Consider the following 26,549-nt stretch of genomic DNA (forward strand, 5'->3'; position numbering starts at 1 on the left):
AAAAAATAAAGACTAATTTATTAAGCCGCGTTTCGCATCAATTTGGTTGTAACCCGCGTATTCTCTCGCTTATCGCGGGTTTTCTAACTCTAATGCACAAGGTTATCCACAGGAATAGTGGATAACTGCCTCCAGCCCGTACAGCATGCACTCCAGCAAATTCCCGGTTTTTCCCACGAAGCGGCAGTAAAAAATTTTTATCACTCTTTTTTGCCTGGAAAACGTTCATTTTTTCATAAGCGACTGGCGAGATCTTAATCACAATTCTGTCATTTCTCCTGCACCACAATTCGACATACGCAGCACCGGGAGTGTGCAATTCGTATAAACGTTCAGCTTTTGATAGTGAGTTATTCCTAAAAATGGCCTTTTTTTAATCATTATGAAGTTCCTGGCAGGCGTTTTGCAGACATCACTCTGTGCATCACCCCACACATTTTTAAGGAGAGAAAGATGTTGAGTCTGCGTGCTGTAAATCAGTTTTACGGAAGCCAACATACGCTATGGAACGTGAATATCGATTTCCCGCAAGGCATCTGTACGGGCATTGTTGGCCTGCCTGGCATGGGCAAATCCACGCTTATGAACTGCATTACCGGAAAGGTACCCGTCGAGAGCGGCACCATCATCTGGCATGAGGCTGGCGCGCCGCCGCATAACTTGCTCAACCCTGCGTCAGCATTCCCGGCGCCGCCGACGATAGGCTACGTCCCGCAGGATCGGCGAATATTTTCCCAGCTCACCGTCGATGAAAATCTGCATATCGCTATGCGGGCGACGGGGAAACCCGATCCGGCATCAAAAAGTGACGTGTATGCCCTGTTTCCGGAGCTCTATCCGCTGCGACAGAGCCGTGCCTCTGCGCTGTCCCCTGACGACCAGTATCAGCTGGCCCTCGCCAGTGCGCTGGTTAATCGTCCGCGCGTGTTGATTCTGGATGAGCCCATGCATGGCGCAGGGCACGGTTTCGCGCGCAGGCTGGGGCAGTTGCTGGTGCGGTTGAATCGGGAGCTGGGAATGACGGTGCTGTTAGCGGAGCAACAGCTGTCGTTTATCCGCCGGGTAGCGGATCGTTTCTGCATGCTCTATCGCGGACGTAACGTGGCACAGGGCCACGTTAACGAGCTGGATGACGACCTTATTGCGCACTGGATGGCGCGGGACATAAGGCGCTGAGGTCGAGATAGCGTCCGGTTTCCGCCTGCTCTGCGCCGTCGGCAAGCCACGGGATCTCGCCGAGAAACGGCGCAGGCAGCACCCGCTTCAGCGTCGCCAGATACTCAGCATGACGTTTACCCGGCGCTACCACGTCATTGGCAATCCACCCTGCCAGACGCAACCCGGCCTGCTGCACGGCCTGGGCGGTCAGCATGGCGTGATTGATACAGCCAAGCTTCACGCCAACCACCAGAATGACCGGAAGCTGCTCGGCCTGCACCCAGTCAGCAAATGTCTGCTCGTCGGACAGCGGGGTAAACCAGCCGCCAGCCCCCTCCACCAGCACCCAGTCGGCCTGCGTTTCCAGGACGCGTAACCCGGAAGAGAGCACCGAAAAATCAATCGGACGATCTTCATCGACGCTGACGATGTGCGGCGAGGTGGGTTCAGCAAAGGTATAGGGGTTCACCGCAGAATAGGCCAGCGTAAGGCTGCTGTTACGCTGTAGCGCCAGCGCATCGGTATTACGTAAGCCTTCCGGCGTCATCTCGCTGCCGGAGGCTACGGGCTTATACCCGGCCGTTGTTTTCCCCAGCAGACGCGCCGCCTGCAACAGCGCGGCGCTGGCAACCGTTTTACCGACTTCAGTGTCCGTGCCGGTAACAAAATAACGTTCAGTCACGTTCAATAATCCCATGAAAAAGATGATAAGAGAGCGGGAACCGGCCCCGCTCCTGCGGCCAGGCCAGCTCGAGACGCTGGAGTTGGCCACGGGTAAGGGGTTTCTTCTCCCGTCCGGCGTGCAGGTGCGTCGCGCCTATGCCCTTAAGCGATCGCATGGCGCTTAACGCATCGCTAAATTCGAGGGTGACGGTCTGGACCACGCTGCGATAGCGCCAGCCTGCCAGCGCCTGAGTGACCTGTTGGTGCGAGAGAAACCGGTTGGCGTGCGGCTGCGCATCCACTGCCCTCCACGCCTGATTCAGCTCTGGCAACGAACTTTCCAGCAGGGTGGTAAAGGCCACCGCTCCGCCGGGCCGCGCCACGCGGTATAGCTCGCGTAGGGCCTGCGGCAGGCTGGCGCACCACTGCACCGCCAGATGGCTCCAGACAAGGTCAAACAGCGCATCCTCCAGCGGGATGGCCTCGATATCGGCCACCAGATAACGGTCTGCTGACTGCTGCTGGCGGGCCTCATCCAGCATCTGCGCGGATAAATCCAGCGCCGTGACGTGGCTACCCGTTGCGCGCCAGTAGCGGCTATTGCCGCCAGGCCCGCAGCCAGCGTCGAGCACCTGCGCAAAACGCCCCTCACCGAGCGCGGCCAGCAGCCCGCGGGCGCTCAGGCGTTGCAGCTCATCGTGCTGTGAATAGCTTTGCGCTGCCCGGCCAAACGCGGCGGCAACGGCCTGTTTATTGACAGGAGACATACAGTGCCTCCAGAAGCGTATCGATATCCTGCGGCTCGTGCGCTGCCGTGAGCGTCAGACGCAAGCGCGCGGTGCCTGGCGGCACGGTGGGTGGGCGGATCGCCGTGACCCACTGCCCGCGTTCTCGTAGCGCCTGTGCCAGCATCAGCGCCCGATGGTTTTCACCCACAATCACGGGCTGAATGGCGCTGTGCGAGTCGGTAAGCCGGTAAGGCAGTGCGCTTACCCCCCGGCGAAAACGCTGAATATGGTCGGCCAGGCGCGCCCGGCGTTCAGCGCCGTCTTCGCCGCGGATCACCGCAAGCGACGCAGAGAGCGCCACGGCCTGCGCCGGGGGCATGCTGGTGCTGTAGATCAGGTGCCGGGCGAACTGCACCAGGTAATCGGCCACCGGCTCGCTGCACAACACCGCGGCGCCGCTGACGCCAAAGCCTTTGCCGAAAGTGACTACCAGCAGTTCCGGCCTGACGCGTTGCTGGTGCGCGCTTCCGCGCCCCTCCTCGCCGGTGACGCCAATGCCGTGGGCATCGTCGACCAGCAGCCAGGCGTTCTGCTGTTTTGCGACGTCATGCAAAGTGGCAAGCGGCGCGCTGTCGCCGTCCATGCTGAATACCCCTTCCGTCACCGCCAGCTGAAGCCCTGAACAGGGTTTACCCAGCAGGACGTTCAGCTGAGAGGCATCGTTATGGGCAAAACGCCGCAGCTGCGCCGGGCTGAGACTGGCCGCTTCAAGCAGGGACGCGTGGCTCAGGCGGTCCGCGGTGATGCGGTCGTCTTTGCCCATCAGGGCGGCAATCACCGCCTGATTCGCGGCAAAACCGGAGATAAACAGCAGCGCCCGCGGGTAGCCCAGCCAGTCGGCCAGCTCTTCCTCCAGCGCCTGATGCGCCGTGGTGTAGCCGCTGACGTGCCCGGAGCCACCGCTGCCCACGCCGTAACGATCCGCGCCCTGCTGCCAGGCGCGAACGATCTGCGGGTGCTGGCTCAGGCCCAGATAATCGTTGCTGGAGAAATTACAGAACCGCTCTCCTTCCCGGGAGAGAAAACGGCCTGCACCGTTTTCCACTACCCTGCGCACCCGAAACGCATCCGCCGCCCGCCGCTCGTCGAGCGCGGTCCTGATACGTGCCTGCCAGGTCATACGGCTGCCGCGTTGTAGAACTGGTCGGTGTCGGCGTTAAAAATCTGCTGCTCCAGCTGCTGCTGTTGCTCGTTATCCCCCGCCTGTACCTCGGTCTGGTGTGGGTTCAGCCCCAGCTTGCGGAACAGCTGGACATCTTTGTCCTCTTCCGGGTTTGGCGTGGTCAGCAGTTTGCAGCCGTAGAAGATGGAGTTGGCCCCGGCCATGAAGCACATCGCCTGGGTCTGCTCGCTCATCTGCTCGCGACCGGCAGAGAGGCGAACGTAAGAGGTCGGCATCATGATGCGCGCCACCGCGATGGTGCGGATGAAATCGAAGGCATCCACGTCCTCGTTATCCGCCAGCGGCGTCCCTTTTACCTTCACCAGCATGTTGATGGGCACGCTTTCCGGCGGGGTCGGCAGGTTTGCCAGCTGTAACAGCAGGCCGGCACGATCTTTTACCGTCTCGCCCAGTCCCACGATCCCGCCGGAACAGACCTTGATCCCCGCATCACGCACTTTATCCAGCGTGTCCAGACGCTCCTGATAGGTGCGCGTGGTGATGATGTTGCCGTAGAATTCCGGCGAGGTATCGAGGTTGTGGTTATAGTAATCCAGCCCCGCCGCCGAGAGACGCTGCGCCTGCTCTTCGTTCAGCGTACCCAGGGTCATGCAGGCTTCAAGCCCCATCGCCTTCACCCCCTTCACCATCTGCTCCAGATAGGGCATGTCGCGGTCATGCGGATTTTTCCACGCCGCGCCCATGCAGAAGCGGGTCGAGCCAGCGTTTTTGGCCTTGCGCGCGGAGTCGAGCACTTGCTCGACTTCCATCAGGCGCTCGGATTCGAGACCGGTTTTATAGCGCGCGCTTTGCGGGCAATATTTGCAGTCTTCCGGGCAAGCCCCGGTTTTGATCGACAGCAGCGTGCTGACCTGAACATGACGCGGATCGAAGTGCTGGCGGTGCACCTGTTGCGCCTCAAACATCAGCTCCAGGAAAGGTTTGTTGAATAATTCAGTGACTTGCGACATCGTCCAGCGTGCGTGGTGAGCCATCGGGCTTCTCCAAAGGGTTTTGTTAATTGTCGGTTCGGTTTATACTTGTAAACCTAAAACTTTTCAAAATGGTTTACAAGTCGATTATGACCCAGGACGATCTCGCCTTCGACAAGCAGCATATCTGGCACCCTTACACCTCCACGACCCGCCCCCTTCCCGTCTATCCGGTAGCCTCGGCCCACGGCTGCGAGCTGCATCTTGCCAGCGGCGAGCGGCTTGTTGACGGGATGTCCTCCTGGTGGGCGGCGATCCATGGCTACAACCACCCGCGACTGAACGCGGCGATGAAAGCGCAGATTGACCAGATGTCACACGTGATGTTTGGCGGGATCACGCATCAGCCCGCGGTGGATTTATGCCGTCGCCTGGTAGCGATGACGCCTGAATCGCTGGAGTGCGTTTTCCTGGCCGACTCCGGCTCGGTGGCCGTGGAAGTGGCGATGAAAATGGCGTTGCAGTACTGGCATGCGAAGGGCGAAACGCGCCAGCGGTTCCTTACCTTCCGCAACGGCTATCACGGCGACACTTTCGGCGCGATGTCGGTATGTGATCCGGACAACTCCATGCACAGCCTGTGGAAAGGCTATCTGCCGGAAAACCTGTTTGCGCCAGCCCCGCAGAGCCGCTTCGACGGCGAATGGAACGAGATGGACATGGTGGGCTTCGCGCGGCTGATGGCGGCCCATCGCCACGAGATTGCCGCCGTTATTCTCGAACCGATTGTGCAGGGCGCGGGCGGAATGCGGATGTACCATCCCGAGTGGCTGAAGCGCATTCGGAAGATGTGCGACCGCGAAGGGATCCTGTTGATTGCCGATGAGATCGCCACCGGCTTTGGCCGCACCGGGAAATTGTTCGCCTGCGAGCATGCGGGGATCGCGCCGGATATTCTGTGCCTGGGGAAAGCGCTCACCGGCGGCACCATGACGCTCTCCGCCACGCTTACCACCCGCCAGGTTGCCGATACCATCAGCGACGGCGACGCGGGCTGCTTTATGCACGGCCCGACGTTTATGGGCAACCCGCTGGCCTGCGCCGTGGCAAGCGAAAGCCTCGCCATTCTGGAAAGCGGCGCATGGCAGACGCAGGTGGCGGCGATTGAGGCGCAGCTGAAGCAGCAGTTAAGCGCGGCGGCGGAGGCGGAATACGTCGCGGACGTCCGCGTACTGGGCGCCATTGGGGTAATCGAGACAACGCATCCGGTGAACATGGCCGCGTTGCAGCGCTTCTTCGTTGACCAGGGCGTGTGGGTGCGACCTTTCGGTAAGCTGATTTACCTCATGCCGCCGTACAGCATTTCTGCGGATCAGCTCCGCAAGCTGACCGGGGCAGTGGTTGAAGCCGTTAACACTTCAGCGCATTTCGCGATTTAACCCCATGCGTTACACTTTCTGAATGAGTGAGTAACGAGGGAAATCGGATGAAAATCATCAGTAAAGATTTGCGCGACGGCGAAAAGCTGCCGGAACGTCACGTGTTTAACGGGATGGGTTATCAGGGGGATAATATCTCTCCCCATCTGGCGTGGGACGATGTGCCAGCGGGAACCAAAAGTTTTGTCGTGACCTGCTACGATCCGGATGCGCCAACCGGGTCGGGCTGGTGGCACTGGATCGTGGCAAACCTGCCCGCCGACACGCGCGTGCTGCCGCAGGGCTCCGGTTCCAATCTGGTCGCTCTGCCTGACGGTGCGATTCAGACGCGCACTGACTTTGGCAAAGCGGGCTACGGCGGCGCGGCGCCGCCAAAAGGGGAAACGCACCGCTATATCTTCACCGTGCACGCGCTGGATGTGGACAAGATTGAGGTCGACGAAGGGGCGAGCGGCGCGATGGTAGGCTTTAACGTGCATTTCCATTCGCTGGGCAGCGCGTCGATTACGGCGATGTATTCGTAAAAAAAGCCGGGTGTCGGCTACGCCTTACCCGGCCTACATTTCGCACTCGTAGGCCCGGTAAGCGCAGCGCCACCGGGCATAAAATCACAGCACCGAAGGTAACAGCCCCACCAGCCGTCCTTCCTCCAGAAGTTGCATCGCCTTATCAATATCCGGCGCAAAGAAGCGGTCGTCATCGTAGTGCGTAACGTGCTCGCGCAGTTCCTGGCGCGCCTGCTCCAGCAGCGGGCTGGATTTTAGCCCTTCGCGCAAATCAATACCCTGACACGCCGCCAGCCACTCCACCGCCAGCACGCCGCGGGTGTTAGAGGCCATCTCCCACAGACGACGCCCGGCAGCCGGGGCCATCGAAACGTGATCTTCCTGGTTGGCTGAGGTTGGCAGGCTGTCCACGCTGTGCGGATGCGACAGGGCTTTGTTCTCGCTTGCCAGTGCCGCGGCGGTGACCTGGGCTATCATGAAGCCCGAGTTCACGCCGCCGTTGCGCACCAGGAATGGCGGCAGCTGGGACATGTGCTTATCCATCATCAGCGCGATTCGACGCTCAGACAACGCCCCGATTTCGGCAATCGCCAGGGCGATATTATCTGCGGCCATCGCCACCGGCTCGGCGTGGAAGTTACCGCCAGAAACCACCTCATTTTCCTGAGCAAATACCAGTGGGTTATCGGACACCGCATTGGCCTCCACCAGCAGCACTTCTGCCGCCTGGCGCAGCTGCGTCAGGCATGCGCCCATCACCTGCGGCTGGCAGCGCAGGGAATACGGATCCTGCACCTTCTCACAGTTGTGATGCGAATCGGCAATGTCGCTGGTATCGGTAAGTACGTGGCGGTACATGGCGGCGGCATCAATCTGACCGCGCTGGCCGCGCACCTCGTGGATGCGGGCATCGAACGGACGACGCGAGCCGAGCACCGCCTCAGTGGTCAGTGCACCGCACACCACCGCCGAGGCGAACAGATCTTCCGCTTCAAACAGACCGCGCAGCGCGAACGCGGTCGACGCCTGCGTGCCGTTGAGCAGCGCCAGCCCCTCTTTTGCCGCGAGGGTGATCGGCGTTAAGCCAGCTTTTTTCAGCGCCTCTTTCGCAGGCAGCCACTCCCCTTGCCAGCGCGCCTGGCCTTCACCCAGCAGGAGCAGCGACATATGCGCCAGTGGCGCCAGATCGCCGGAGGCGCCGACGGAGCCCTTCGCCGGGATCCACGGATAAACTTCCGCATTGACCAGCGCCATCAGCGCCTGGATCACGCTCAGACGAATGCCGGAAAACCCACGCGCCAGACTGTTGATTTTCAACACCATCATCAGGCGGACGATCTCATCGTCCAGCGGCTGGCCAACCCCCGCCGCGTGCGACAGCACCAGCGAACGCTGTAAATTCTCCAGATCGTGCGTGGCGATGCGGGTCTGCGCCAGCAGGCCAAACCCGGTATTGATGCCGTAGGCGGTGCGCCCCTCCGCCACAATCGCCTCCACGCAGGCCACGCTGTCGTTAATGGCACGGTGGGCGCTTTCATCAAGGGAGAGTGTCACCGGCTGACGCCAGACGTGACGCAGCTGTTTGAGCGTCAGCGAGCCGGGAGTAAGTGTTAACGCGTTCATGCAGGCTTTCCTTGTGTGGCGGGGATCATCGGCAGGTTCAGGCCCTGCTCTTTGGCACAATCAATGGCAATCTCGTAACCCGCATCCGCGTGACGCATCACGCCGGTTGCCGGGTCGTTGTGCAGCACGCGAGCGATACGCGCGGCCGCTTCATCAGTTCCGTCACAGACGATGACCATCCCGGAGTGCTGGGAGAAGCCCATCCCGACGCCGCCGCCGTGGTGCAGCGATACCCAGGTCGCGCCGCTGGCGGTGTTCAGCAGGGCATTCAGCAGCGGCCAGTCGGAGACCGCATCCGAGCCGTCGCGCATGGCTTCGGTTTCACGGTTCGGACTGGCGACAGAGCCGGAGTCCAGGTGGTCGCGGCCAATGACGATCGGCGCGGAGACTTCGCCGCTGCGCACCATTTCGTTAAAGGCGAGGCCGAGTTTTTGCCGCCACTCCAGCCCGACCCAGCAGATACGCGCCGGCAGGCCCTGGAAGTTAATGCGTTCGCGCGCCATATCCAGCCAGCGGTGCAGGTGTTCGTCGTCGGCGACAATCTCTTTCACTCTGGCGTCAGTTTTGTAGATATCCTCCGGGTCGCCGGACAGGGCAACCCAGCGGAACGGCCCAATGCCGCGGCAGAACAGCGGACGAATATAGGCGGGCACGAAGCCGGGGAAGTCAAAGGCGTTATTCACCCCCATCTCTTTCGCCATCTGGCGGATGTTATTCCCGTAATCAAAGGTCGGAATACCCATCTTACTGAAGGCCAGCATCGCGGAGACGTGTTCCGCCATGGCGCGTTTGGCCGCCAGTACCGTGCCCTCAGGATCGGTTTCCGCTTTTTGCTGATAGTCTTCCCACGTCCAGCCTTTTGGCAGATAGCCGTGGAGCGGATCGTGAGCGCTGGTCTGGTCGGTGACCAGATCCGGACGGACGCCGCGCGCCACCAGTTCCGGCAGAATATCCGCCGCGTTGCCGCACAGGGCAACCGACACGGCTTTGCCTTCCGCGGTGTACTTTTTGATGCGCGCCAGCGCGTCATCGAGGTTGTCGGCCTGTTCATCGACATAGCGGGTACGCAGACGGAAATCGATGCGGCTCTGCTGGCACTCAATGTTCAGGGAGCACGCGCCCGCCAGCGTCGCGGCCAGCGGCTGCGCGCCGCCCATGCCGCCCAGTCCAGCGGTGAGCACCCAGCGGCCTTTCAGTGATCCGTTATAGTGCTGACGGCCCGCTTCCACGAAGGTTTCATACGTGCCCTGCACAATCCCCTGGCTGCCGATGTAGATCCAGCTACCCGCGGTCATCTGGCCGTACATGGCCAGCCCTTTTGCGTCCAGCTCGTTGAAGTGTTCCCACGTTGCCCAGTGCGGCACCAGGTTGGAGTTGGCAATCAGCACGCGGGGCGCATTTTTATGGGTTTTGAATACGCCAACCGGTTTGCCGGATTGCACCAGCAGCGTTTCGTCGTTTTCGAGATTCGTCAAAGACTCAACAATCGCGTCATAGCACGCCCAGTTGCGCGCGGCGCGGCCAATGCCGCCGTAGACCACCAGCTCGTGGGGATTTTCTGCTACCTCAGGATCAAGGTTGTTCATCAACATGCGCAGCGGTGCTTCGGTGAGCCAGCTTTTTGCGGTGAGCGTGGTGCCGCGCGCGGCGCGGACATCCTGCTTGCGGTATTTATCTGACGACATTGTGTGTTCCTCATAAGGGACAGGTGATGCATTTAGATATACTTGTATAGACAAGCACACACAAGGTCGGATTTAACAAAAAAGATACAATTTTGCTATATTGCGTTAGCGATCACGCTTATAAAACTTATGACATAAAGTGGCCCTGCAACCGGTAGCGATTCCCCGGGAATAGCAGCTTCGCATGCGACACAATTTGCGAGGACGACCAGGTACGACGGCGGATCAGCAGACAGGGATCGTGCTCTTTAATACGCAACAGCTCGCACTCCTGCGGCGTGGCGCGCACGGCTTCCACGATATGCTCCCCTTCCGTCAGCGGGGCGACGAGCGAGAGATACGCATGCGGTGTGGTTTGGGTGTAATCCTGGCTCAGGTAATCCGGTATCCGCTCCGCGTTGACGCAGCGATCTTCAATCTGGACCGGAATGTCGTTCTCATAATGCACCATCACCGAATGGAAAATCCGGGTGCCCTCGGTAACGTTCAGCTCGATGGCCTGTTCGGCGCTGGCCTGCGTCTCTTCAAGCACCAGCACCTCGCAGTGGTGCTGATGGTTGCGGGCGGCAATTTCATCGGCAATGCTGCGGATTTCAAACAGCGCCGACTGTCCTTTTGGCTCGGCGACAAAGGTTCCGACACCCTGCAAACGCACCAGCAACCCTTCATCGGTCAGTTCACGCAGTGCGCGGTTGATGGTCATTCGGCTAAAGCCAAACTGCGCCACCAGCTCGGCCTCGGACGGAATGCGGTCGTGCGGGCGCCAGACGCCGGCGGCGATTTTTTCGCTGATCGCCTGCTTCACCTTTTCGTAAAAAGGCGCGGGAGGGCTCGGCTGCGGCAGGGGCGAGCGTGAAAACATCATGACTCCTTGAATGTTGTTATGCCCACCAGTGAGCAATTTGCCAGGCCAGTCGGGCGGCGAGCTTAGCGCCCTGTCCGTCCCGATCGTAGTGCGGATTAAATTCCACCAGATCCGCCGCCTGTAGTTTACCGCTTCGGCAGATACGCTCAATCACCGGGAACAGATCCAGCGCCGGGATCCCCAACGCCGCAGGGGCGGACACGGCGGGCATTTCTGCGGCAGGCAGCACATCGAGGTCAACGGTGAGATAAACCCGGTCTGCCTGCGCAAGCACGCTATCCAGCGCGGATAGCGCATCCCGGCGAAAATCGAGATCTTCAACCAGCGTCACGTTCAACCGCTCAGCTTCCTCCCATAGCGCCTGAGTATTCGCCGCACGGCTTACCCCCAGGCAGGCGTAGTGAAACACCCGCGACTGAGACGCGCAGTAGTGCGCCAGCTGGCGGAACGGCGTGCCGGACGTTGCCCGTTCGGCCTTGCGTAAATCGAGGTGCGCATCCAGGTTGATCACCGCAAGGCGATCGTTCGGAAAGGCGTCCAGCACGCCGCGCCCGTGCGCCCAGGCGGTTTCATGTCCACCACCGAAAACCAGAGTACGCATCCCGGATTGCTGGCACGCGGTTATGGCCTCGCTCAGCGCCTGCTGTGCCGCCTCCAGCGCGTGGCCTTCAACATAAATAGCGCCCATATCCACGAGGCGCGCATGCCCCTGATGGCTCGCCATATTCGCCAGCGCGCCACGCAACACATCGGGCGCCTGTGCAGCACCGGGCCTGCCCTGGTTACGCTTAACCCCTTCATCACATTCAAAGCCCAGCAGGGCGATGCCTGACGGCGCGGGAGAAAAGTGTTCGCGCTGCTGTATGGTCTGGAAGAGACGTTTCGCGGTGCTGGACTCGGCGCTGTCGTCACGACCCTGCCAGACCTGCGGAGAGACGGGATGCCACAGTTTCATGCTACCTGCCCCCGAAACACGCGTTGATACATAGGATTCCGCCCCGGCTCGTAAACCATCTCAACCGGATGATTCGCCTCCCAGACGACGAAATCAGCCACATAACCTGGCTTTAACTGCCCGTGCGTCGCACCACGTCCTAGCGCCTGCGCCGCATGCCGCGTCACGCCAGCCCAGGCCTCTTCCGGCGTGAGGCCAAACTGGACGCAGGCCATGTTCATTGCCAGATGCAGGCTGGCAAACGGGCTGGTGCCCGGATTGTAGTCGGTAGCCACCGCCATCGGCACGCCCTGCTCTCTCAGCTGCGCCACCGGTGGACGCTGGCGCTCCTGAAGAAAATAGAACGCGCCGGGGAGCAATACCGCCACCGTGCCGCTTTGCGCCATCGCCTGAATACCTGAATCATCGAGATACTCAATATGATCGGCCGACAGCCCTTTATACTGGCTGACCAGCGCCGCGCCGCCGAGATTCGACAGTTGTTCTACATGCCCTTTTACCGGGATCCCGAGCGCGGCGGCGGCCCGGAACAGGCGCTCGGTTTGCGCCGGGGTAAAGCCGACGTTTTCACAAAACACGTCCACCGCTTCAAATAACTCTTTTTGCCACAGCGTGGGCATGATCTGCTCACAGACCAGCGCCAGATAGGCATCCGGATCCTGTCGGTACTCGGCAGGAACGGCGTGCGCGGCCAGCAGCGTCGGGCTGATATCGACCAGATTATTCAGGCTGAGCTGGCGGGCAACCAGCAGCATTTTCTCTTCGGCTTCGGCATTCAGTCCGTATCCCGATTTGATTTCAACGGTCGTTACGCCTTCATTCATCAGCCGCTGGAGTCGCTGCTGCGCCACCGTCAGGAGCGTTTCCGGCGAACTGTTGCGGGTGGCCGTGACCGTGGCGTTAATTCCGCCGCCCTGCGCGCTAATGGTCTGATATGACACGCCGTTAAGCCGTTGCTCCCATTCCGCTGCGCGATCGCCGCCGAACACCAGATGGGTGTGGCAATCGATCAGGCCGGGGGTAACCAGACGCCCGTCGAGATCGACACACTGACGATGCCCGGAGGGGATCTCGGATTCAGGAATAATGGCCAGAATCGTCTGGCCGCGCACAACGAGGGCATGTTGTTCTCTCAGGCCGTAGGGGTCCGCCTCACCTGTCGCCAGGGTTGCCAGTCGCGCATTTCGCCATATCACATCATCGGGATGAAGCTGCTGCATGTGCCTTCCACTTGTCATGGGTTGTATAGACATTTATTTTCATCTGCCGCCTGCTGTCAACCGCATTGGGGGAAAATGTTATTTATTTGTGATGACTTTCCCGTCGCCTGCGGGCAAAAATGCAACTTTTCCGGTTTTTATCTTCCCGTTTCGCTCAACTTAGTATAAAAAAGCAGGCTATTTCGTCTATCCAGATAAGACTTGCATACCCAGGAGCATTACCTTGAATATTTCCAGGATTTCCCGTCTGGCGTTGGCACTCGCCTTTGGCGTGACTTTATCCGCTTGCAGTTCAACACCACCGGATCAGCAACCTTCTGAGCAGGTTGCTCCGGGCACCGCTTCCCGTCCGATCCTGTCAGCGGCTGAAGCGAAGAACTTCACCCGTGCGCACTATTTCTCGGCGATGGATCCCAATGCAGCCCCGTGGACGCCTTCTTCTATTAACCTGCCGAAACAGCCAGACTTCGTTGTCGGCCCGGCCGGGGCAGAGGGCGTTACACACACCTCTATTCAGGCAGCCGTTGATGCCGCAATTACCAAACACAGCGCATCTCGTCAGTACATTGCCATCCTGCCGGGTGAATACGAAGGAACCGTTTATGTTCCGGCGGCACCGGGAAGCATTACGCTTTACGGCCTGGGCGAAAAAGCGGTCGACGTAAAAATTGGCCTGGCGATTGATTCAGAGATCGACAGCACCACCTGGCGCCATCTGGTGAACCCGGCCGGTAAATACATGCCAGGTAAACCGGCGTGGTATATGTTTGATAACTGCCAGCGCAAGCGTGCCGCCACCATTGGCGTGATGTGTTCGGCGGTATTCTGGTCACAGAACAATGGCCTGCAATTGCAGAACCTGACCATTCAGAACACCCTGGGCGACAGCGTTGACGCAGGTAATCATCAGGCCGTGGCGCTGCGTAGCGATGGCGACAAGGTACAGATTAACAACGTCAATATCCTGGGCCGCCAGAACACCTTCTTCGTGACCAACAGCGGCGTGCAGAATACCCTTCAGAACAACCGTCTGACGCGTACTCTGGTCACCAACAGCTACATTGAAGGCGACGTGGATATGGTCTCTGGCCGCGGCGCGGTGGTATTTGATAACACCGACTTCCGCGTGGTGAATTCACGTACGCAGCAGGAAGGTTACGTCTTTGCCCCGGCCACGCAGTCTAACCTGTTCTATGGCTTCCTGGCCGTGAATAGCCGCTTTACTGCTGCTGGCGATGGCGTGGCGCAGCTTGGTCGCTCTCTGGACGTGGACTCCGCCACTAACGGCCAGGTCGTGATCCGCGACAGCGTGATTAACGAAGGCTTTAACATGGCAAAACCGTGGGCGGATGCGGCGATCTCGAAACGTCCTTTCTCCGGCAACACCGGCACGGTGGATGAGAAAGACAACGTGCAGCGTAACCTGAATGACGCTAACTTTAACCGTATGTGGGAATATAACAACCGCGGTCTGGGTAGCAAAGTGGTTGCTGAGCCGAAGCAGTAAAATGCCTGCTGCCGGGTGGCGGCTGCGCCTTACCCGGCCTACCTCATGCATTAACCGCGCATAAAAAAACCTCGCATTTGCGAGGTTTTTTTTCGTCTACGGATCAATGAGCGTTAATCACAACCCACATCGGCCCTTGTCCGACCGCATAGCGTCCTTTCTCTTCCAGTAGACCCTGCACGCCCTGGATTTCATAGAGCGCAATGTGGTGGGATTTCTGCCCCGCCGCAATCAGGTATTTGCCGCTGTGATCGACATTAAAGCCGCGCGGCTGGGTTTCTGTCGGCTGGAAGCCTTCAACTGCCAGAACGCTGCCGTCTTCAGAGACGCTGAAGATGGTGATCAGACTGGAGGTACGGTCACAGGCATACAGGTGACGGCCATCCGGCGTAATGTGAATGTCTGCCGCCCAGCGTGTGTCGGAGAAATCAGATGGCATCATGTCCAGCGTCTGTACGCACTCGATCTGCCCGTTAGGATCGTTCAGTTCCCACACGTCTACCGAGCTGTTCAGCTCGTTAACGACATAGGCATACTGCTGATTCGGATGGAAGACCATGTGGCGCGGGCCTGCGCCTTCCACGGTGGTGACTTCCGCCGGGCTCTGCGCGACCAGATGGCCGTCATCGCTCAGGGTGAACAGGCAGATGCGGTCCTGCTTAAGCGCTGGCACCCACAGCGTGCGGTTATCCGGCGAAATGTTGGCGGAGTGGCAACCTTCGAGCCCTTCTACCACGTCGACGGTTTCAACGGGAATACCGTCTTCCAGGCGGGTGACGCTCACGCAGCCTGCATTGTAGGAGCCGCTGAAGATAAAGTTGCCTTTATGGTCAGTGGAAATATGGGTCGGGCTGCCCGGCAGCGGGGCTTCTGCGGTATAGGTCAGCGCGCCGTCATCCGGGGAGATACGGTATGCCAGTACGCGGAATTCCGGGCGTACGCCGACATAAAGAAAACGTTTATCCGGGCTGACGACCATCGGCTGCACCTGGCCTGGCACATCAACAACCTGAACCAGCGTAAGCGAACCTTCTGTATTCAAACGCCAGACATGGATCTGCTGACTTTCAGGACTGGCGGTATAAACGGTTTGTTTCATGAATACTCCTGATTATTTTTAACGGTGAATGCTGAATTGTAGTCCGGGATTTTGCAGGGTTCCGCTCTCGGTGTACCATCCCGACAGACCTTAAATTCAACATTAACCCGGAAGAAAAAATGACCTCGCGAGTGATTGCCCTGGATTTAGACGGAACACTGCTTACCCCTCAGAAAACCCTGCTCCCCTCTTCTCTTGAGGCCCTCAAAAGAGCCCAGGAAGCGGGGTATCAACTTCTCATCGTAACGGGTCGACATCACGTAGCCATTCATCCTTTTTATCAGGCACTGGGCTTAGATACACCTGCAATTTGTTGTAATGGCACCTATTTGTATGATTATCAGGCAAAAAAGGTTTTAGCCTCCGATCCGCTTCCCGTTACGCAGGCGCTGCAATTGATTGATTTACTGGATGAGCATGCCATTCACGGCCTGATGTATGTGGACAACGCCATGGTGTATGAACGCCCTACCGGCCATGTGATCCGCACCAGCAACTGGGCTCTGTCTCTGCCGGAAGCGCAGCGTCCGGTGTTCACTCAGGTTTCCTCCCTGCGCCAGGCGGCGGAAGACGTCGACGCAATCTGGAAATTTGCCCTGACCGATGAAGACACCGCCAAACTGAATACTTTCGCAAAACATGTCGAGCATACGCTGGGTCTGGAATGTGAATGGTCCTGGCACGATCAGGTGGATATCGCCCGCAAAGGCAACAGCAAAGGAAAGCGTCTGACCCAGTTCGTCGAATCGCAGGGCGGATCAATGCAGGACGTAATTGCCTTCGGCGATAACTATAACGACATCAGCATGCTGGAAGCGTCCGGAACGGGCGTGGCGATGGGTAATGCCGATGACGCGGTGAAAGCGCGCGCTGACGTGGTGATTGGCGATAACACCACCGACAGCATCGCGCAGTATATTTATACCCACCTGCTGTAATCAGGCGGTGATAGAAACGCTCTTGATTTGCGCGTAAAGCCACAGGCCAGGCTTGATGCCTAGCTCATCCCTGGCCCACGGGCTGATGCGCGCCCACAGCGTTCTGTTGCCTACTTCCAGCTGCACTTCCACCTGGCCGTTATCATCAAAACACTGCGCCACTTTTGCGCGCAAAATATTGCGGATACTGGTTTGCAGCGGCGGTTGCAGGACCAGGGAGACATCCGACGCCTGAATGCGGATCCGTAACGTGGACTGAATCGGCGTATCGATTTTATTCACCCACAAATGCTGATCGCCCAGCGCCAGCGCGGTCATCGCGTAGTGCGGATGGTGCTCCAGCACGCTCACCTTCAGAATGCTGCTCTGCTGCTCCTTTGGCAGCCATGGATGCATAACGCTGCTGCCCCACACCTCCTCCAGATTGCCGAATGCCTTCACCCTGCCCGCTTCCAGCACCAGCACTTTGTCGGCCAGATGTAAGATCTCATCCAGCGAATGGCTGACGTAGAGCATTGGCACATTGATTTCCCGCGCCAGACATTGCAGATACGGCAGCAGCTCGCGCTTGCGCGGAATATCCAGCGAGGCCAGCGGCTCATCCAGCAGCAACAGTTCCGGCGCGGTTAACAGGGCGCGGCCAATCGCCACGCGCTGTTTTTCACCACCCGACAGCGACGACGGCAGACGATCCAGCAGCGGTTCGATGCCCAGCAGCGCCACTAGCTTATCGAACTGTCCGGCCATGTTTTTTGCCATGCCGTAACGCAGGTTCCCGCGAACGCTGTAGTGCGGAAACAGGCGCGCATCCTGAAACACATAGCCGATACGGCGTTTGTCCGGTGACAGGCAGACCTTCTTCTCCGCGTCATTTAAGACGCGGTTATTTAGCACAATACGGCCAGACTGGGGACGCGTCAGGCCGCTAATCGCATTAATCAGCGACGTTTTCCCCGCCCCGGACACGCCAAAAATGGCGGTGATACCGCTGGCAGGCAGCGTTTCGTTCAGCGTCAGGGTGTGGCTGCCCAGGGTTTGCGTAAAGTTGAGTTCCAGCATCACGATTTCCCCATCCGTTCACGGCTGAGGCGCGCCAGCCACTCAGATACCAGCAGCGAGACCAGAGCGAGCACAATCGAAATAATACACAGCCGGGCCGCCGCACCTTCGCCGCCCGGGGTCTGAATCAGGGTATACATGGCCGACGGGATGGTCCGCGTCTCGCCGGGAATGTTCGACACAAAGGTGATGGTCGCGCCAAACTCACCCAACGAGCGGGCGAAGGCTAACACCGTACCGACAATAATGCCCGGTAACGTGAGCGGAAGCGTAATGGTCAGGAATACCCGCCAGCGGCCTGCGCCCAGCGTGCGGGCGGCCTGTTCTAACCGGATATCCACCCCTTCCAGCGCCAGGCGGATAGCGCGCACCATCAGCGGGAAGGACATTACTGCCGCGGCCAGAACCGCGCCGCGCCAGCTGAAAGCGAAGGTCAGTCCGAACCAGTCGTACAGCCATTCGCCGATAAAACCGCGCCGCCCCATGGAGATCAGCAGCAGATATCCGACCACCACAGGCGGTAAGACAAGCGGAAGATGGAGAACACTGTCGAGCAGGGCTTTGCCTGGAAACTTCACGCGAACCAGTAACCAGGCAAAGAACACCCCAAAGGGCAAACTCAGCGCAACCGCCAGGGAAGAGACTTTCAGGCTCAGCAGCACGGCCTGCCATTCAGGTTCGGTCAATATCATTCGTGAGTCGTAAATCCGTAACGTTTAAAGATCGCGGACGCTTCCGGCCCCTTCAGGTAGTCAACAAAGGCCGTCACGGTCGCATTTTTATGTCCATCAACTATCGCAACAGGATATTCTACTTTCTTATGCGAGTCTTCCGGGAAGGTGCCCACCACCTTCACACCTTTACTGGCGACGGCATCGGAGCCGTAAACGATCCCGAGTGGCGCTTCGTTACGCTCCACCAGCGCCAGCGCGCCACGCACATCTTCTGCGGGAGCCAGCTTCGGCGATAAGGTCTCCCATGCACCCAGTTTTTGTAGCGCTTCTTTCGCATAAATCCCGGCAGGAACATGCTCCGGATCGCCTACCGCCAGACGGCCACCGTTGAGCAGACGGGTCCAGTCCGTCTGTTTGTTGATGGCGATGTCGTCCTGCTTGCTGTTTGTGGGCGCGACCACCACCAGGCTATTTCCCAGCAGCGTTTCGCGGGTAGCCGTATCAACAGATTTTTTCTCCACCGCGTAATCCATCCATTTCTGATCGGCAGAGATGAACAGATCCGCGGGTGCCCCCGCTTCAATCTGGCGGGCCAGCGTGGACGAGGAGGCAAACGACGAGACCACCTCGACGTTTTTCTCTTTTTTGTATACCGCAGCAATATCCTGCATCGCGTTAATCAGCGACGCCGCCGCAAAGACCGTGATTTTTCCTTCATCCGCCAGTGCGTGGGCGGTGAGTGAGAGAGTCAGCGTTGCCCCTGCGAAAAGGCGTACCCATGAACGTGCCATTTGAAGCTCCTGTGCGTGTCGTTATATACAAATAAATATAACGACATATCGCAGGCGTTCCTAGCGCTAAATCGTACCCATTAATGCGTAAACTCAAGGAACGTTGTAAAAGATATCGGCGGGAAAGGAATAAACTTGAGAGCAAAACGCCCGGGCTGGCCGGGCGTTTTGGAGGAAATCATTGCTGCTTTTTAGGCTGGTCACGACGATGACCAATGTTCGAAAAGACGTTGAACACTTCACCCAGGCCGTAGATGGCACCGAGGATGATAGCCATCACTACTGGCACCATGATTACCGCGAATACCAGACTTTTCAACAACTCTAACATGGTTTTCTCCAGATCTTGTGAACGGCTTATTCTACCCTGAAAAGTAAGAAAAACATCCCCTTTTGTGCGGTGCGCTTTCCGCCCCCGGGCATTTGGGTCACAATAGCCTTTTTACCGGGACACTGTTATGCAGGCCGAAATTCTCCTCACCCTACGACTTCAGCAGAAGCTTTTCGCCGATCCGCGACGCATCGCCCTGTTAAAACAAATAGAACAAACTGGCTCGATTAGCCAGGGCGCCAAAAACGCCGGTATCAGCTATAAAAGCGCCTGGGATGCGATTAACGACATGAACACCCTGAGCGAACACACGCTGGTTGAGCGCGCCACCGGCGGGAAAGGCGGCGGCGGCGCCGTGTTGACGCGTTACGGGCAACGTCTGATCCAGCTCTACGATTTACTGGCGCAGATCCAGCAAAAAGCATTTGATGTGCTGAGCGATGACGACAACCTGCCGCTGGACAGCCTGCTGGGCGCCATCTCCCGTTTCTCTTTGCAGACCAGCGCCCGCAACCAGTGGTTTGGTACGGTGACGGGGCGCGATCATTCGCAGGTGCAGGAGCATATAGAGATCCTGCTCGCGGACGGTACGACGCGTCTGAAAGCCGCCATCACCGCGCAAAGTGGTCAACGCCTTGGGCTGAACGAAGGTCAGGAGGTGCTGGTATTACTCAAAGCGCCCTGGATCAGCATCGCACTCAACCCTGAGCAGGCCGCAGAGGCCGACAACCAGCTACGCGGGCGTATCAGCCACATCGAGCGCGGCGCAGAACAATGTGAAGTGCTGATGACCCTGCCGGATGGACAGTTGCTCTGCGCCACCGTTCCGGTGAACGACGCGACCGAATTAGACGAAGGTGCTGTGGTGACCGCATATTTCAATGCAGACAGGGTAATTATCGCCACATTGTGCTAAGCGCATTGACAACCCTGCTTACACTGAGTATCCCTGACATCTGTTGCTGCAAAAAATGGGATAACACATGTCATCATTGCATATTTCGCAAGGCACGTTTCGTCTTAGTGATACCCGTACCTTATCGCTGCCAGAGTTAACCCTTCGCGCCGGAGAAAGCTGGGCGTTTGTGGGCACGAATGGCAGCGGAAAATCCGCGCTGGCCCGCGCTCTGGCAGGCGAATTAACCCAACTGAAGGGTGAACGTCGGTGCACCTTTACCCGGCTGACGCGCCTTTCCTTCGAACAGCTGCAAAAGCTGGTCAGCGATGAGTGGCAGCGTAACAATACCGATTTGCTCAGCCCCGGCGAAGAGGATACCGGCCGCACGACGGCGGAAATTATCCAGGATGAGATAAAAGATCCTGCCCGCTGTCAGCAGCTGGCGGAGCAATTTGGCATTACCGCCCTGCTTAATCGCCGCTTTAAATACCTTTCAACCGGTGAAACGCGCAAAACGCTGCTGTGTCAGGCGCTGATGAGCGAGCCGGAACTCCTGATCCTGGATGAACCGTTTGACGGACTGGATGTGCAGTCCCGCGCGCAGCTGGCAGCGTTGCTGGCGTCGCTTAACCAGCAGGGATACACGCTTGTGCTGGTTCTTAACCGCTTTGATGAGATCCCGGATTTCGTACAGTATGCGGGCGTGCTGGCGGACTGTAGCCTGACCGAAACCGGCGAGAAAGCCGTACTGCTTCGGCAGGCGCTGATTGCGCAGCTGGCGCACAGCGAGAAACTGGACGGTATTGCCCTGCCGGAGCCGGATGCGCCTTCAGCACGCCACGGGCTGGACCCTGACCAGCCGCGCATTGTGCTGCGCGATGGGGTGGTTGCTTACGACGATCGCCCTATTCTTAATCACCTCAGCTGGACGGTTAATCCTGGTGAGCACTGGCAGATCGTCGGCCCCAACGGAGCGGGTAAATCCACGCTGCTGAGCCTGATCACCGGGGATCACCCGCAGGGATACAGCAACGATCTCACCCTGTTCGGCCGTCGCCGCGGCAGCGGGGAAACCATCTGGGATATCAAAAAGCACATCGGCTATGTCAGCAGCAGCCTGCACCTGGACTACCGGGTGAGCACCACGGTGCGAAATGTGATCCTCTCTGGCTTCTTCGACTCCATTGGTATTTATCAGGCGGTATCCGACAAGCAGCACAAGCTGGCGCAGCAGTGGCTGGATATTCTGGGTATGGATAACCGGGTCGCCGATGCGCCATTCCACAGCCTGTCGTGGGGGCAGCAGCGGCTGGCATTGATCGTCCGCGCGCTGGTCAAGCATCCTACGCTGCTGATTCTGGATGAACCGTTGCAGGGGCTGGATCCGCTCAACCGTCAGTTGATCCGCCGCTTTGTGGATGTCCTGATTAGCGAAGGTGAAACCCAGCTGCTGTTTGTGTCTCACCATGCTGAGGATGCCCCGTCCTGCATCACCCATCGGCTGGAATTTGTCCCTGACCGCGAGCAATACCGCTACCTGCTGAGCAAAATCGATTAACGCGTGGAGGGCGCTGCCCTCCGCTTTTCAGACAACCTGCAACAATACATCTCTATCTCTTTGATCTACAATGCACTCAGTCTGTGAAAAAGCGCGTGTGAAAACCAGTGTAAACGATACCACTATTTTATCCCATGTCACACTTTTCGCGTCTCTGATATGCTATGGTTAATTCATACCATAAGCCTAATGGAGCGAAATATGCGAGTTCTGGTAACAGGTGGTAGCGGTTACATAGGAAGTCATACCTGTGTGCAACTGCTGCAAAGCGGCCACGATGTCGTCATTCTTGATAACCTGTGCAACAGTAAGCGCAGCGTGCTGCCGGTCATTGAACGTCTTTCGGGTAAACAGCCGACTTTCGTGGAAGGCGACATCCGCAATGAAGCGTTGATGACTGAAATCCTTCACGATCACGCGATTGAAACCGTTATCCACTTCGCTGGCCTGAAAGCGGTTGGCGAATCGGTGGCAAAACCGCTTGAGTACTATGACAACAACGTCAACGGTACCCTGCGTCTGATCTCCGCCATGCGTGCGGCCAACGTTAAAAATTTTATCTTCAGCTCCTCCGCCACCGTCTACGGCGATCAGCCAAAAATCCCTTACGTTGAAAGCTTCCCGACCGGTACGCCGCAAAGCCCGTATGGCAAAAGCAAGCTGATGGTAGAGCAGATCCTGGCCGACCTGCAAAAAGCCCAGCCTGAGTGGAGCATCGCCTTGCTGCGCTACTTCAACCCGGTCGGCGCGCATCCGTCAGGTGATATGGGCGAAGATCCGCAGGGCATTCCTAACAACCTGATGCCGTATATCGCGCAGGTTGCCGTAGGGCGCCGCGATTCCCTGGCGATTTTTGGTAACGATTATCCCACCGAAGATGGCACCGGCGTGCGCGATTACATTCACGTCATGGATCTGGCCGACGGCCACGTGGCGGCGATGCAGCAGCTGGCTGATAAACCGGGCGTGCATATTTACAACCTCGGCGCCGGGATCGGCAGCAGCGTGCTGGACGTGGTGAATGCCTTCAGTAAAGCCTGCGGCAAGCCGGTGAAGTATCACTTCGCTCCCCGCCGGGATGGCGACCTCCCGGCTTACTGGGCCGATGCCACCAAAGCGGATAAAGAGCTTAACTGGCGTGTCACCCGCACGCTTGATGAAATGGCACAGGATACCTGGCACTGGCAGTCGCGCCATCCGCAAGGCTATCCAGATTAAGGATTTGTCATGACGCAATTCAATCCCGTCGATCACCCGCATCGTCGTTTTAACCCGCTCAGCGGGCAATGGATTTTAGTTTCACCGCATCGCGCCAAGCGCCCCTGGCAGGGGGCGCAAGAGACGCCTGCCAAACAGACGCTGCCGCAGCATGATCCGGACTGTTTCCTCTGCCCGGGCAATACGCGCGTGACGGGCGATAAAAACCCGGACTACCAAGGCACCTTCGTGTTTACTAACGACTTTGCCGCGCTGATGACCGATACGCCAGACGCGCCGGAAAGCCATGACCCGCTGATGCGCTGCGAAAGCGCCCGCGGCACCAGCCGCGTGATCTGCTTCTCGCCCGATCACAGCAAAACGCTGCCGGAGCTGAACGTGGAGGCGCTGAAAGAGGTGGTCAGCACCTGGCAGGCGCAAACCGCAGAGCTGGGGCAGAGCTATCCCTGGGTGCAGGTGTTCGAAAACAAAGGCGCGGCGATGGGCTGCTCCAACCCGCATCCGCACGGTCAGATCTGGGCGAACAGCTTCCTGCCAAATGAAGCCGAGCGTGAGGACCGACTGCAAAAAGCATATTTCGCCCAGAACGGTTCGCCGATGCTGGTGGATTACACCCAGCGTGAGCTGGCGGATGGCAGCCGTACCGTGGTGGAAACCGAGCACTGGCTTGCGGTGGTCCCTTACTGGGCGGCGTGGCCGTTTGAGACGCTGCTGCTGCCTAAAGCCCATGTTCAGCGCATTACCGAACTCAGCGACGCCCAGCGAGACGACCTTGCGCTGGCGCTGAAAAAACTGACCAGCCGCTACGACAACCTCTTCCAGTGCTCCTTCCCCTACTCCATGGGCTGGCACGGCGCGCCGTTTAACGGCGAAGAGAATCAACACTGGCAGTTACATGCACACTTCTACCCGCCGCTGCTGCGTTCTGCGACGGTACGTAAATTCATGGTGGGCTATGAAATGCTGGCGGAAACCCAGCGCGACCTGACGGCGGAACAGGCGGCAGAACGTCTGCGTGCCGTTAGCGACGTCCATTACCGCGAATCAGGAGTCTAAAAAATGAGTCTGAAAGATAAAACACAATCCCTGTTTGCTGAGAAATTTGGCTACCCTGCCACCCACGTTATCCAGGCGCCTGGCCGCGTTAATCTGATTGGCGAGCACACCGACTATAACGACGGTTTTGTCCTGCCGTGTGCCATCGACTACCAGACGGTGATCAGCTGCGCGAAACGCGACGATCGTCATGTGCGAGTGATCGCCGCGGATTACGGCAACGAAATTGACGAATTTTCCCTCGATGCGCCGATCGTGACCCACGACAGCCAGCAGTGGTCGAACTATGTTCGCGGCGTGGTGAAGCACCTGCAAAAGCGTAACAAGAATTTCGGCGGGGCCGATCTGGTGATCAGCGGCAACGTGCCGCAGGGGGCGGGATTAAGCTCTTCCGCATCGCTGGAAGTGGCGGTCGGCACCGTGTTCCAGCAGCTTTATCATCTGCCGCTGGACGGGGCGCAAATCGCCCTCAACGGTCAGGAAGCGGAAAACCAGTTCGTAGGCTGCAACTGCGGCATTATGGATCAGCTGATTTCCGCGCTGGGCAATAAAGAACACGCTTTGCTGATTGACTGCCGCTCCCTCGGGACCAAAGCGGTTCCACTGCCTAAAGGGGCGGCTGTGGTGATCATCAACAGCAACTTCAAACGCACCCTGGTGGGCAGCGAGTACAACACCCGTCGCGAACAGTGCGAAACCGGCGCGCGCTTCTTCCAGCAGCCAGCCCTGCGTGATGTCTCACTTGATGAATTTAACAAGGTTGCCCACGAGCTGGACCCGGTTGTCACGAAGCGCGTGCGTCATATACTGACGGAAAATGCCCGTACCGTAGAAGCCGCCTCCGCGCTGGCAAAAGGTGACCTGAAGCGGATGGGCGAGCTGATGGCCGAATCGCATGCCTCCATGCGTGACGATTTCGAAATCACCGTGCCGCAAATCGACACCCTGGTTGAAATTGTGAAAGCCACGATTGGCGACAAAGGCGGCGTGCGTATGACCGGCGGCGGATTTGGCGGGTGCGTCGTCGCCCTGGTGCCGGAAGAGCTGGTCCCTGCCATTCAGGACGCGGTGGCTAAACAGTACGAAGCCAAAACGGGCATCAAAGAAACTTTCTATGTCTGCAAAGCATCACAAGGAGCCGGACAGTGCTAAACGAAACACCAACACTCGCACCGGATGGTCTGCCGTATCGCCTGTTAACCCTGCGCAACAGTGCCGGGATGGTGGTTACGCTGATGGACTGGGGCGCAACGTTACTTTCTGCCCGCGTACCGATGCCTGACGGCAGCGTGCGCGAAACCCTGCTTGGCTGCGCATCGCCGGAGCAGTATATCGAGCAGACCGCTTTTCTGGGCGCATCCATAGGCCGCTACGCTAACCGCATCGCCAGAAGCCAGTTTACGCTGGACGGCGTAACGTATTCCCTGCTTGCCAGCCAGGGCGAAAATCAGCTACACGGCGGCCCGGAAGGGTTTGATAAACGTCGCTGGAAGATTGTGCAGCAAAATGACGGTGAGGTCTGGTTCTCTCTGGACTCCCTCGATGGAGACCAGGGCTTCCCGGGCAATCTCACCGCAACTGCGCGCTTCACCCTGACCGAAGATAATCGCATCGCCATTGAGTACCGCGCGACCGTCGATAAGCCGTGCCCGGTCAATCTGACTAACCACGCCTATTTCAACCTTGACGGTAATCAGACCGATGTCCGCAGCCACAAACTCCAGATCCTGGCGGATGAGTATCTGCCGGTCGATGAGATGGGCATCCCTTATCAGGGGCTGAAACCGGTAAGCGGAAATAGCTTTGATTTCCGTCAGCCGAAAACCATTGCTCAGGATTTCCTGAGTGATGACGATCAGCGCAAGGTGAAAGGCTACGACCACGCGTTCCTGTTGCAGGCAAAAGGCGATCTTTCTCAACCTGCCGCACAGGTCTGGTCTGCTGATGAGAAGTTACAGATGACGGTCTACACCACCGCCCCCGCCCTACAGTTCTACTCCGGTAACTATCTGGAGGGTACCACGGCGCGTGAACATGACGCCTACGGCGCCTGGCAAGGACTGGCGCTGGAGAGCGAGTTCCTTCCGGACACGCCTAACCATCCTGAATGGCCGCAGCCGGACTGCGTGCTACGTCCGGGTGAAGAGTACGTTAGCGTCACCGAGTATCATTTCATTCCGCGCGCTTAATGTCCGGCGGCGCACGGGCCTACGAATATAGGCCTGATAAGCGAAGCGCCATCCGGCAAAAAAGACTGGCCCTCATCGCGAGGGCTTTTTTATCTCCGCCTTGCTGAAAATAGCGGCGATCGCAGACAAAATCATAACCCTGGATTCACATGCATCTTACACTCTCGAACTATTTTCGCTATGGTTAGGGTTAAGCGTTGCTGCTGGCACAGTCACGGCAATATAATGAGAATTG

25 protein-coding genes are annotated in these 26,549 nt (G+C 58.4%); 11 read left to right on the forward strand and 14 right to left on the reverse strand.

Annotation, left to right across the window (positions count from 1 at the left end; translation table 11 throughout):
• Positions 1–453 precede the first annotated feature (453 nt).
• Positions 454–1,176, forward strand: a complete 723-nt coding sequence (locus SK58_RS17155) for an ABC transporter ATP-binding protein (RefSeq protein WP_015571086.1) — start codon at positions 454–456, stop codon at positions 1,174–1,176.
• On the opposite strand, the gene bioD is transcribed toward SK58_RS17155, so the two are convergent.
• The 4 genes from bioD to bioB are packed head-to-tail and all read right to left on the reverse strand — an operon-like array spanning position 1,139 to position 4,766.
• Complete coding sequence (gene bioD, locus SK58_RS17160; RefSeq protein ID WP_023303329.1) at positions 1,139–1,840, reverse strand: dethiobiotin synthase; 702 nt, start codon at positions 1,838–1,840, stop codon at positions 1,139–1,141. The two genes, SK58_RS17155 and bioD, sit on opposite strands and share 38 nt — an antisense overlap.
• Positions 1,833–2,588 carry a malonyl-ACP O-methyltransferase BioC gene (gene bioC / locus SK58_RS17165; RefSeq protein WP_015571087.1) on the reverse strand — a complete coding sequence of 252 codons (756 nt, stop codon included), beginning with the start codon at positions 2,586–2,588 and terminating at the stop codon, positions 1,833–1,835. The genes bioD and bioC overlap by 8 nt, the downstream gene beginning before the upstream one ends.
• Complete coding sequence (gene bioF / locus SK58_RS17170) at positions 2,572–3,729, reverse strand: 8-amino-7-oxononanoate synthase (RefSeq protein ID WP_032653023.1); 1,158 nt, start codon at positions 3,727–3,729, stop codon at positions 2,572–2,574. Before bioF ends, bioC begins: the two co-directional genes overlap by 17 nt.
• Positions 3,726–4,766, reverse strand: coding sequence for a biotin synthase BioB (gene bioB, locus SK58_RS17175; protein WP_017694116.1), 1,041 nt, complete (start codon positions 4,764–4,766; stop codon positions 3,726–3,728). The genes bioF and bioB overlap by 4 nt, the downstream gene beginning before the upstream one ends.
• Before the next feature lie 68 nt (positions 4,767–4,834).
• On the opposite strand from bioB, the gene bioA reads away from it, so the two are divergent.
• Positions 4,835–6,142: an adenosylmethionine--8-amino-7-oxononanoate transaminase gene (bioA, locus tag SK58_RS17180; protein ID WP_015571089.1), complete on the forward strand. Its 1,308-nt coding sequence runs from the start codon at positions 4,835–4,837 to the stop codon at positions 6,140–6,142.
• A 47-nt stretch (positions 6,143–6,189) separates the two neighbouring features.
• The gene (locus SK58_RS17185; RefSeq protein WP_047637491.1) at positions 6,190–6,666 is read left to right on the forward strand and encodes a kinase inhibitor; all 477 of its coding nucleotides are present in this window, start codon (positions 6,190–6,192) and stop codon (positions 6,664–6,666) included.
• 84 nt (positions 6,667–6,750) lie between these two features.
• Here the strand turns inward: SK58_RS17185 and hutH are convergent, their stop codons facing one another.
• From hutH to hutI, 5 genes are all read right to left on the reverse strand, one after another.
• On the reverse strand, positions 6,751–8,271 hold the full coding sequence (hutH, locus tag SK58_RS17190; protein WP_015571090.1) for a histidine ammonia-lyase: 1,521 nt from the start codon (positions 8,269–8,271) through the stop codon (positions 6,751–6,753).
• Positions 8,268–9,956 carry a urocanate hydratase gene (gene hutU / locus SK58_RS17195; RefSeq protein WP_003858533.1) on the reverse strand — a complete coding sequence of 563 codons (1,689 nt, stop codon included), beginning with the start codon at positions 9,954–9,956 and terminating at the stop codon, positions 8,268–8,270. The genes hutH and hutU overlap by 4 nt, the downstream gene beginning before the upstream one ends.
• A gap of 127 nt (positions 9,957–10,083) precedes the next feature.
• Positions 10,084–10,818 carry a histidine utilization repressor gene (locus SK58_RS17200; protein WP_017384945.1) on the reverse strand — a complete coding sequence of 245 codons (735 nt, stop codon included), beginning with the start codon at positions 10,816–10,818 and terminating at the stop codon, positions 10,084–10,086.
• A gap of 19 nt (positions 10,819–10,837) precedes the next feature.
• Positions 10,838–11,776, reverse strand: coding sequence for a formimidoylglutamase (gene hutG / locus SK58_RS17205; RefSeq protein ID WP_015571092.1), 939 nt, complete (start codon positions 11,774–11,776; stop codon positions 10,838–10,840).
• Positions 11,773–12,996 (reverse strand): imidazolonepropionase, encoded by a 1,224-nt coding sequence (gene hutI, locus SK58_RS17210; RefSeq protein ID WP_032653016.1) that lies wholly within the window; start codon positions 12,994–12,996, stop codon positions 11,773–11,775. The genes hutG and hutI overlap by 4 nt, the downstream gene beginning before the upstream one ends.
• A gap of 223 nt (positions 12,997–13,219) precedes the next feature.
• On the opposite strand from hutI, the gene SK58_RS17215 reads away from it, so the two are divergent.
• On the forward strand, positions 13,220–14,503 hold the full coding sequence (locus SK58_RS17215) for a putative acyl-CoA thioester hydrolase (protein ID WP_023296146.1): 1,284 nt from the start codon (positions 13,220–13,222) through the stop codon (positions 14,501–14,503).
• Positions 14,504–14,606: 103 nt separating this feature from the next.
• On the opposite strand, the gene pgl is transcribed toward SK58_RS17215, so the two are convergent.
• Positions 14,607–15,602: a 6-phosphogluconolactonase gene (gene pgl, locus SK58_RS17220; RefSeq protein WP_015571095.1), complete on the reverse strand. Its 996-nt coding sequence runs from the start codon at positions 15,600–15,602 to the stop codon at positions 14,607–14,609.
• Positions 15,603–15,721: 119 nt separating this feature from the next.
• Between pgl and SK58_RS17225 the strand changes: the two genes are divergently transcribed.
• The gene (locus SK58_RS17225) at positions 15,722–16,540 is read left to right on the forward strand and encodes a pyridoxal phosphatase (RefSeq protein WP_017384949.1); all 819 of its coding nucleotides are present in this window, start codon (positions 15,722–15,724) and stop codon (positions 16,538–16,540) included.
• On the opposite strand, the gene modC is transcribed toward SK58_RS17225, so the two are convergent.
• The 4 genes from modC to SK58_RS17245 all read right to left on the reverse strand — a co-directional run bounded on the left by modC (position 16,541) and on the right by SK58_RS17245 (position 19,395).
• Positions 16,541–17,599, reverse strand: a complete 1,059-nt coding sequence (modC, locus tag SK58_RS17230) for a molybdenum ABC transporter ATP-binding protein ModC (protein ID WP_032647753.1) — start codon at positions 17,597–17,599, stop codon at positions 16,541–16,543.
• Positions 17,599–18,291 (reverse strand): molybdate ABC transporter permease subunit, encoded by a 693-nt coding sequence (gene modB / locus SK58_RS17235; RefSeq protein ID WP_003858545.1) that lies wholly within the window; start codon positions 18,289–18,291, stop codon positions 17,599–17,601. Before modB ends, modC begins: the two co-directional genes overlap by 1 nt.
• Complete coding sequence (modA, locus tag SK58_RS17240; RefSeq protein ID WP_048220259.1) at positions 18,288–19,064, reverse strand: molybdate ABC transporter substrate-binding protein; 777 nt, start codon at positions 19,062–19,064, stop codon at positions 18,288–18,290. Before modA ends, modB begins: the two co-directional genes overlap by 4 nt.
• A gap of 178 nt (positions 19,065–19,242) precedes the next feature.
• Positions 19,243–19,395, reverse strand: coding sequence for an AcrZ family multidrug efflux pump-associated protein (locus SK58_RS17245; RefSeq protein ID WP_003858549.1), 153 nt, complete (start codon positions 19,393–19,395; stop codon positions 19,243–19,245).
• Between the two features lie 127 nt (positions 19,396–19,522).
• Here SK58_RS17245 and modE point away from each other — a divergent pair, with 127 nt between their 5' ends.
• From modE to galM, 6 genes are all read left to right on the forward strand, one after another.
• Positions 19,523–20,311: a molybdenum-dependent transcriptional regulator gene (modE, locus tag SK58_RS17250; protein ID WP_015571099.1), complete on the forward strand. Its 789-nt coding sequence runs from the start codon at positions 19,523–19,525 to the stop codon at positions 20,309–20,311.
• A gap of 67 nt (positions 20,312–20,378) precedes the next feature.
• Positions 20,379–21,851 (forward strand): molybdate ABC transporter ATP-binding protein ModF, encoded by a 1,473-nt coding sequence (modF, locus tag SK58_RS17255; protein ID WP_047727399.1) that lies wholly within the window; start codon positions 20,379–20,381, stop codon positions 21,849–21,851.
• 201 nt (positions 21,852–22,052) lie between these two features.
• Positions 22,053–23,069: a UDP-glucose 4-epimerase GalE gene (gene galE / locus SK58_RS17260; protein WP_048220260.1), complete on the forward strand. Its 1,017-nt coding sequence runs from the start codon at positions 22,053–22,055 to the stop codon at positions 23,067–23,069.
• A gap of 9 nt (positions 23,070–23,078) precedes the next feature.
• Entirely contained in the window at positions 23,079–24,125 is a 1,047-nt protein-coding gene (gene galT, locus SK58_RS17265; protein WP_048220261.1) for a galactose-1-phosphate uridylyltransferase, read from the forward strand.
• Between the two features lie 3 nt (positions 24,126–24,128).
• Positions 24,129–25,277, forward strand: a complete 1,149-nt coding sequence (gene galK, locus SK58_RS17270) for a galactokinase (RefSeq protein WP_048220262.1) — start codon at positions 24,129–24,131, stop codon at positions 25,275–25,277.
• Positions 25,271–26,314: a galactose-1-epimerase gene (gene galM, locus SK58_RS17275; RefSeq protein ID WP_045328178.1), complete on the forward strand. Its 1,044-nt coding sequence runs from the start codon at positions 25,271–25,273 to the stop codon at positions 26,312–26,314. The genes galK and galM overlap by 7 nt, the downstream gene beginning before the upstream one ends.
• Positions 26,315–26,549: the final 235 nt, after the last annotated feature.

Source organism: Enterobacter sp. BIDMC93 (assembly GCF_001037805.1).
Taxonomy (GTDB): Bacteria; Pseudomonadota; Gammaproteobacteria; order Enterobacterales; family Enterobacteriaceae; genus Enterobacter; species Enterobacter hormaechei_C.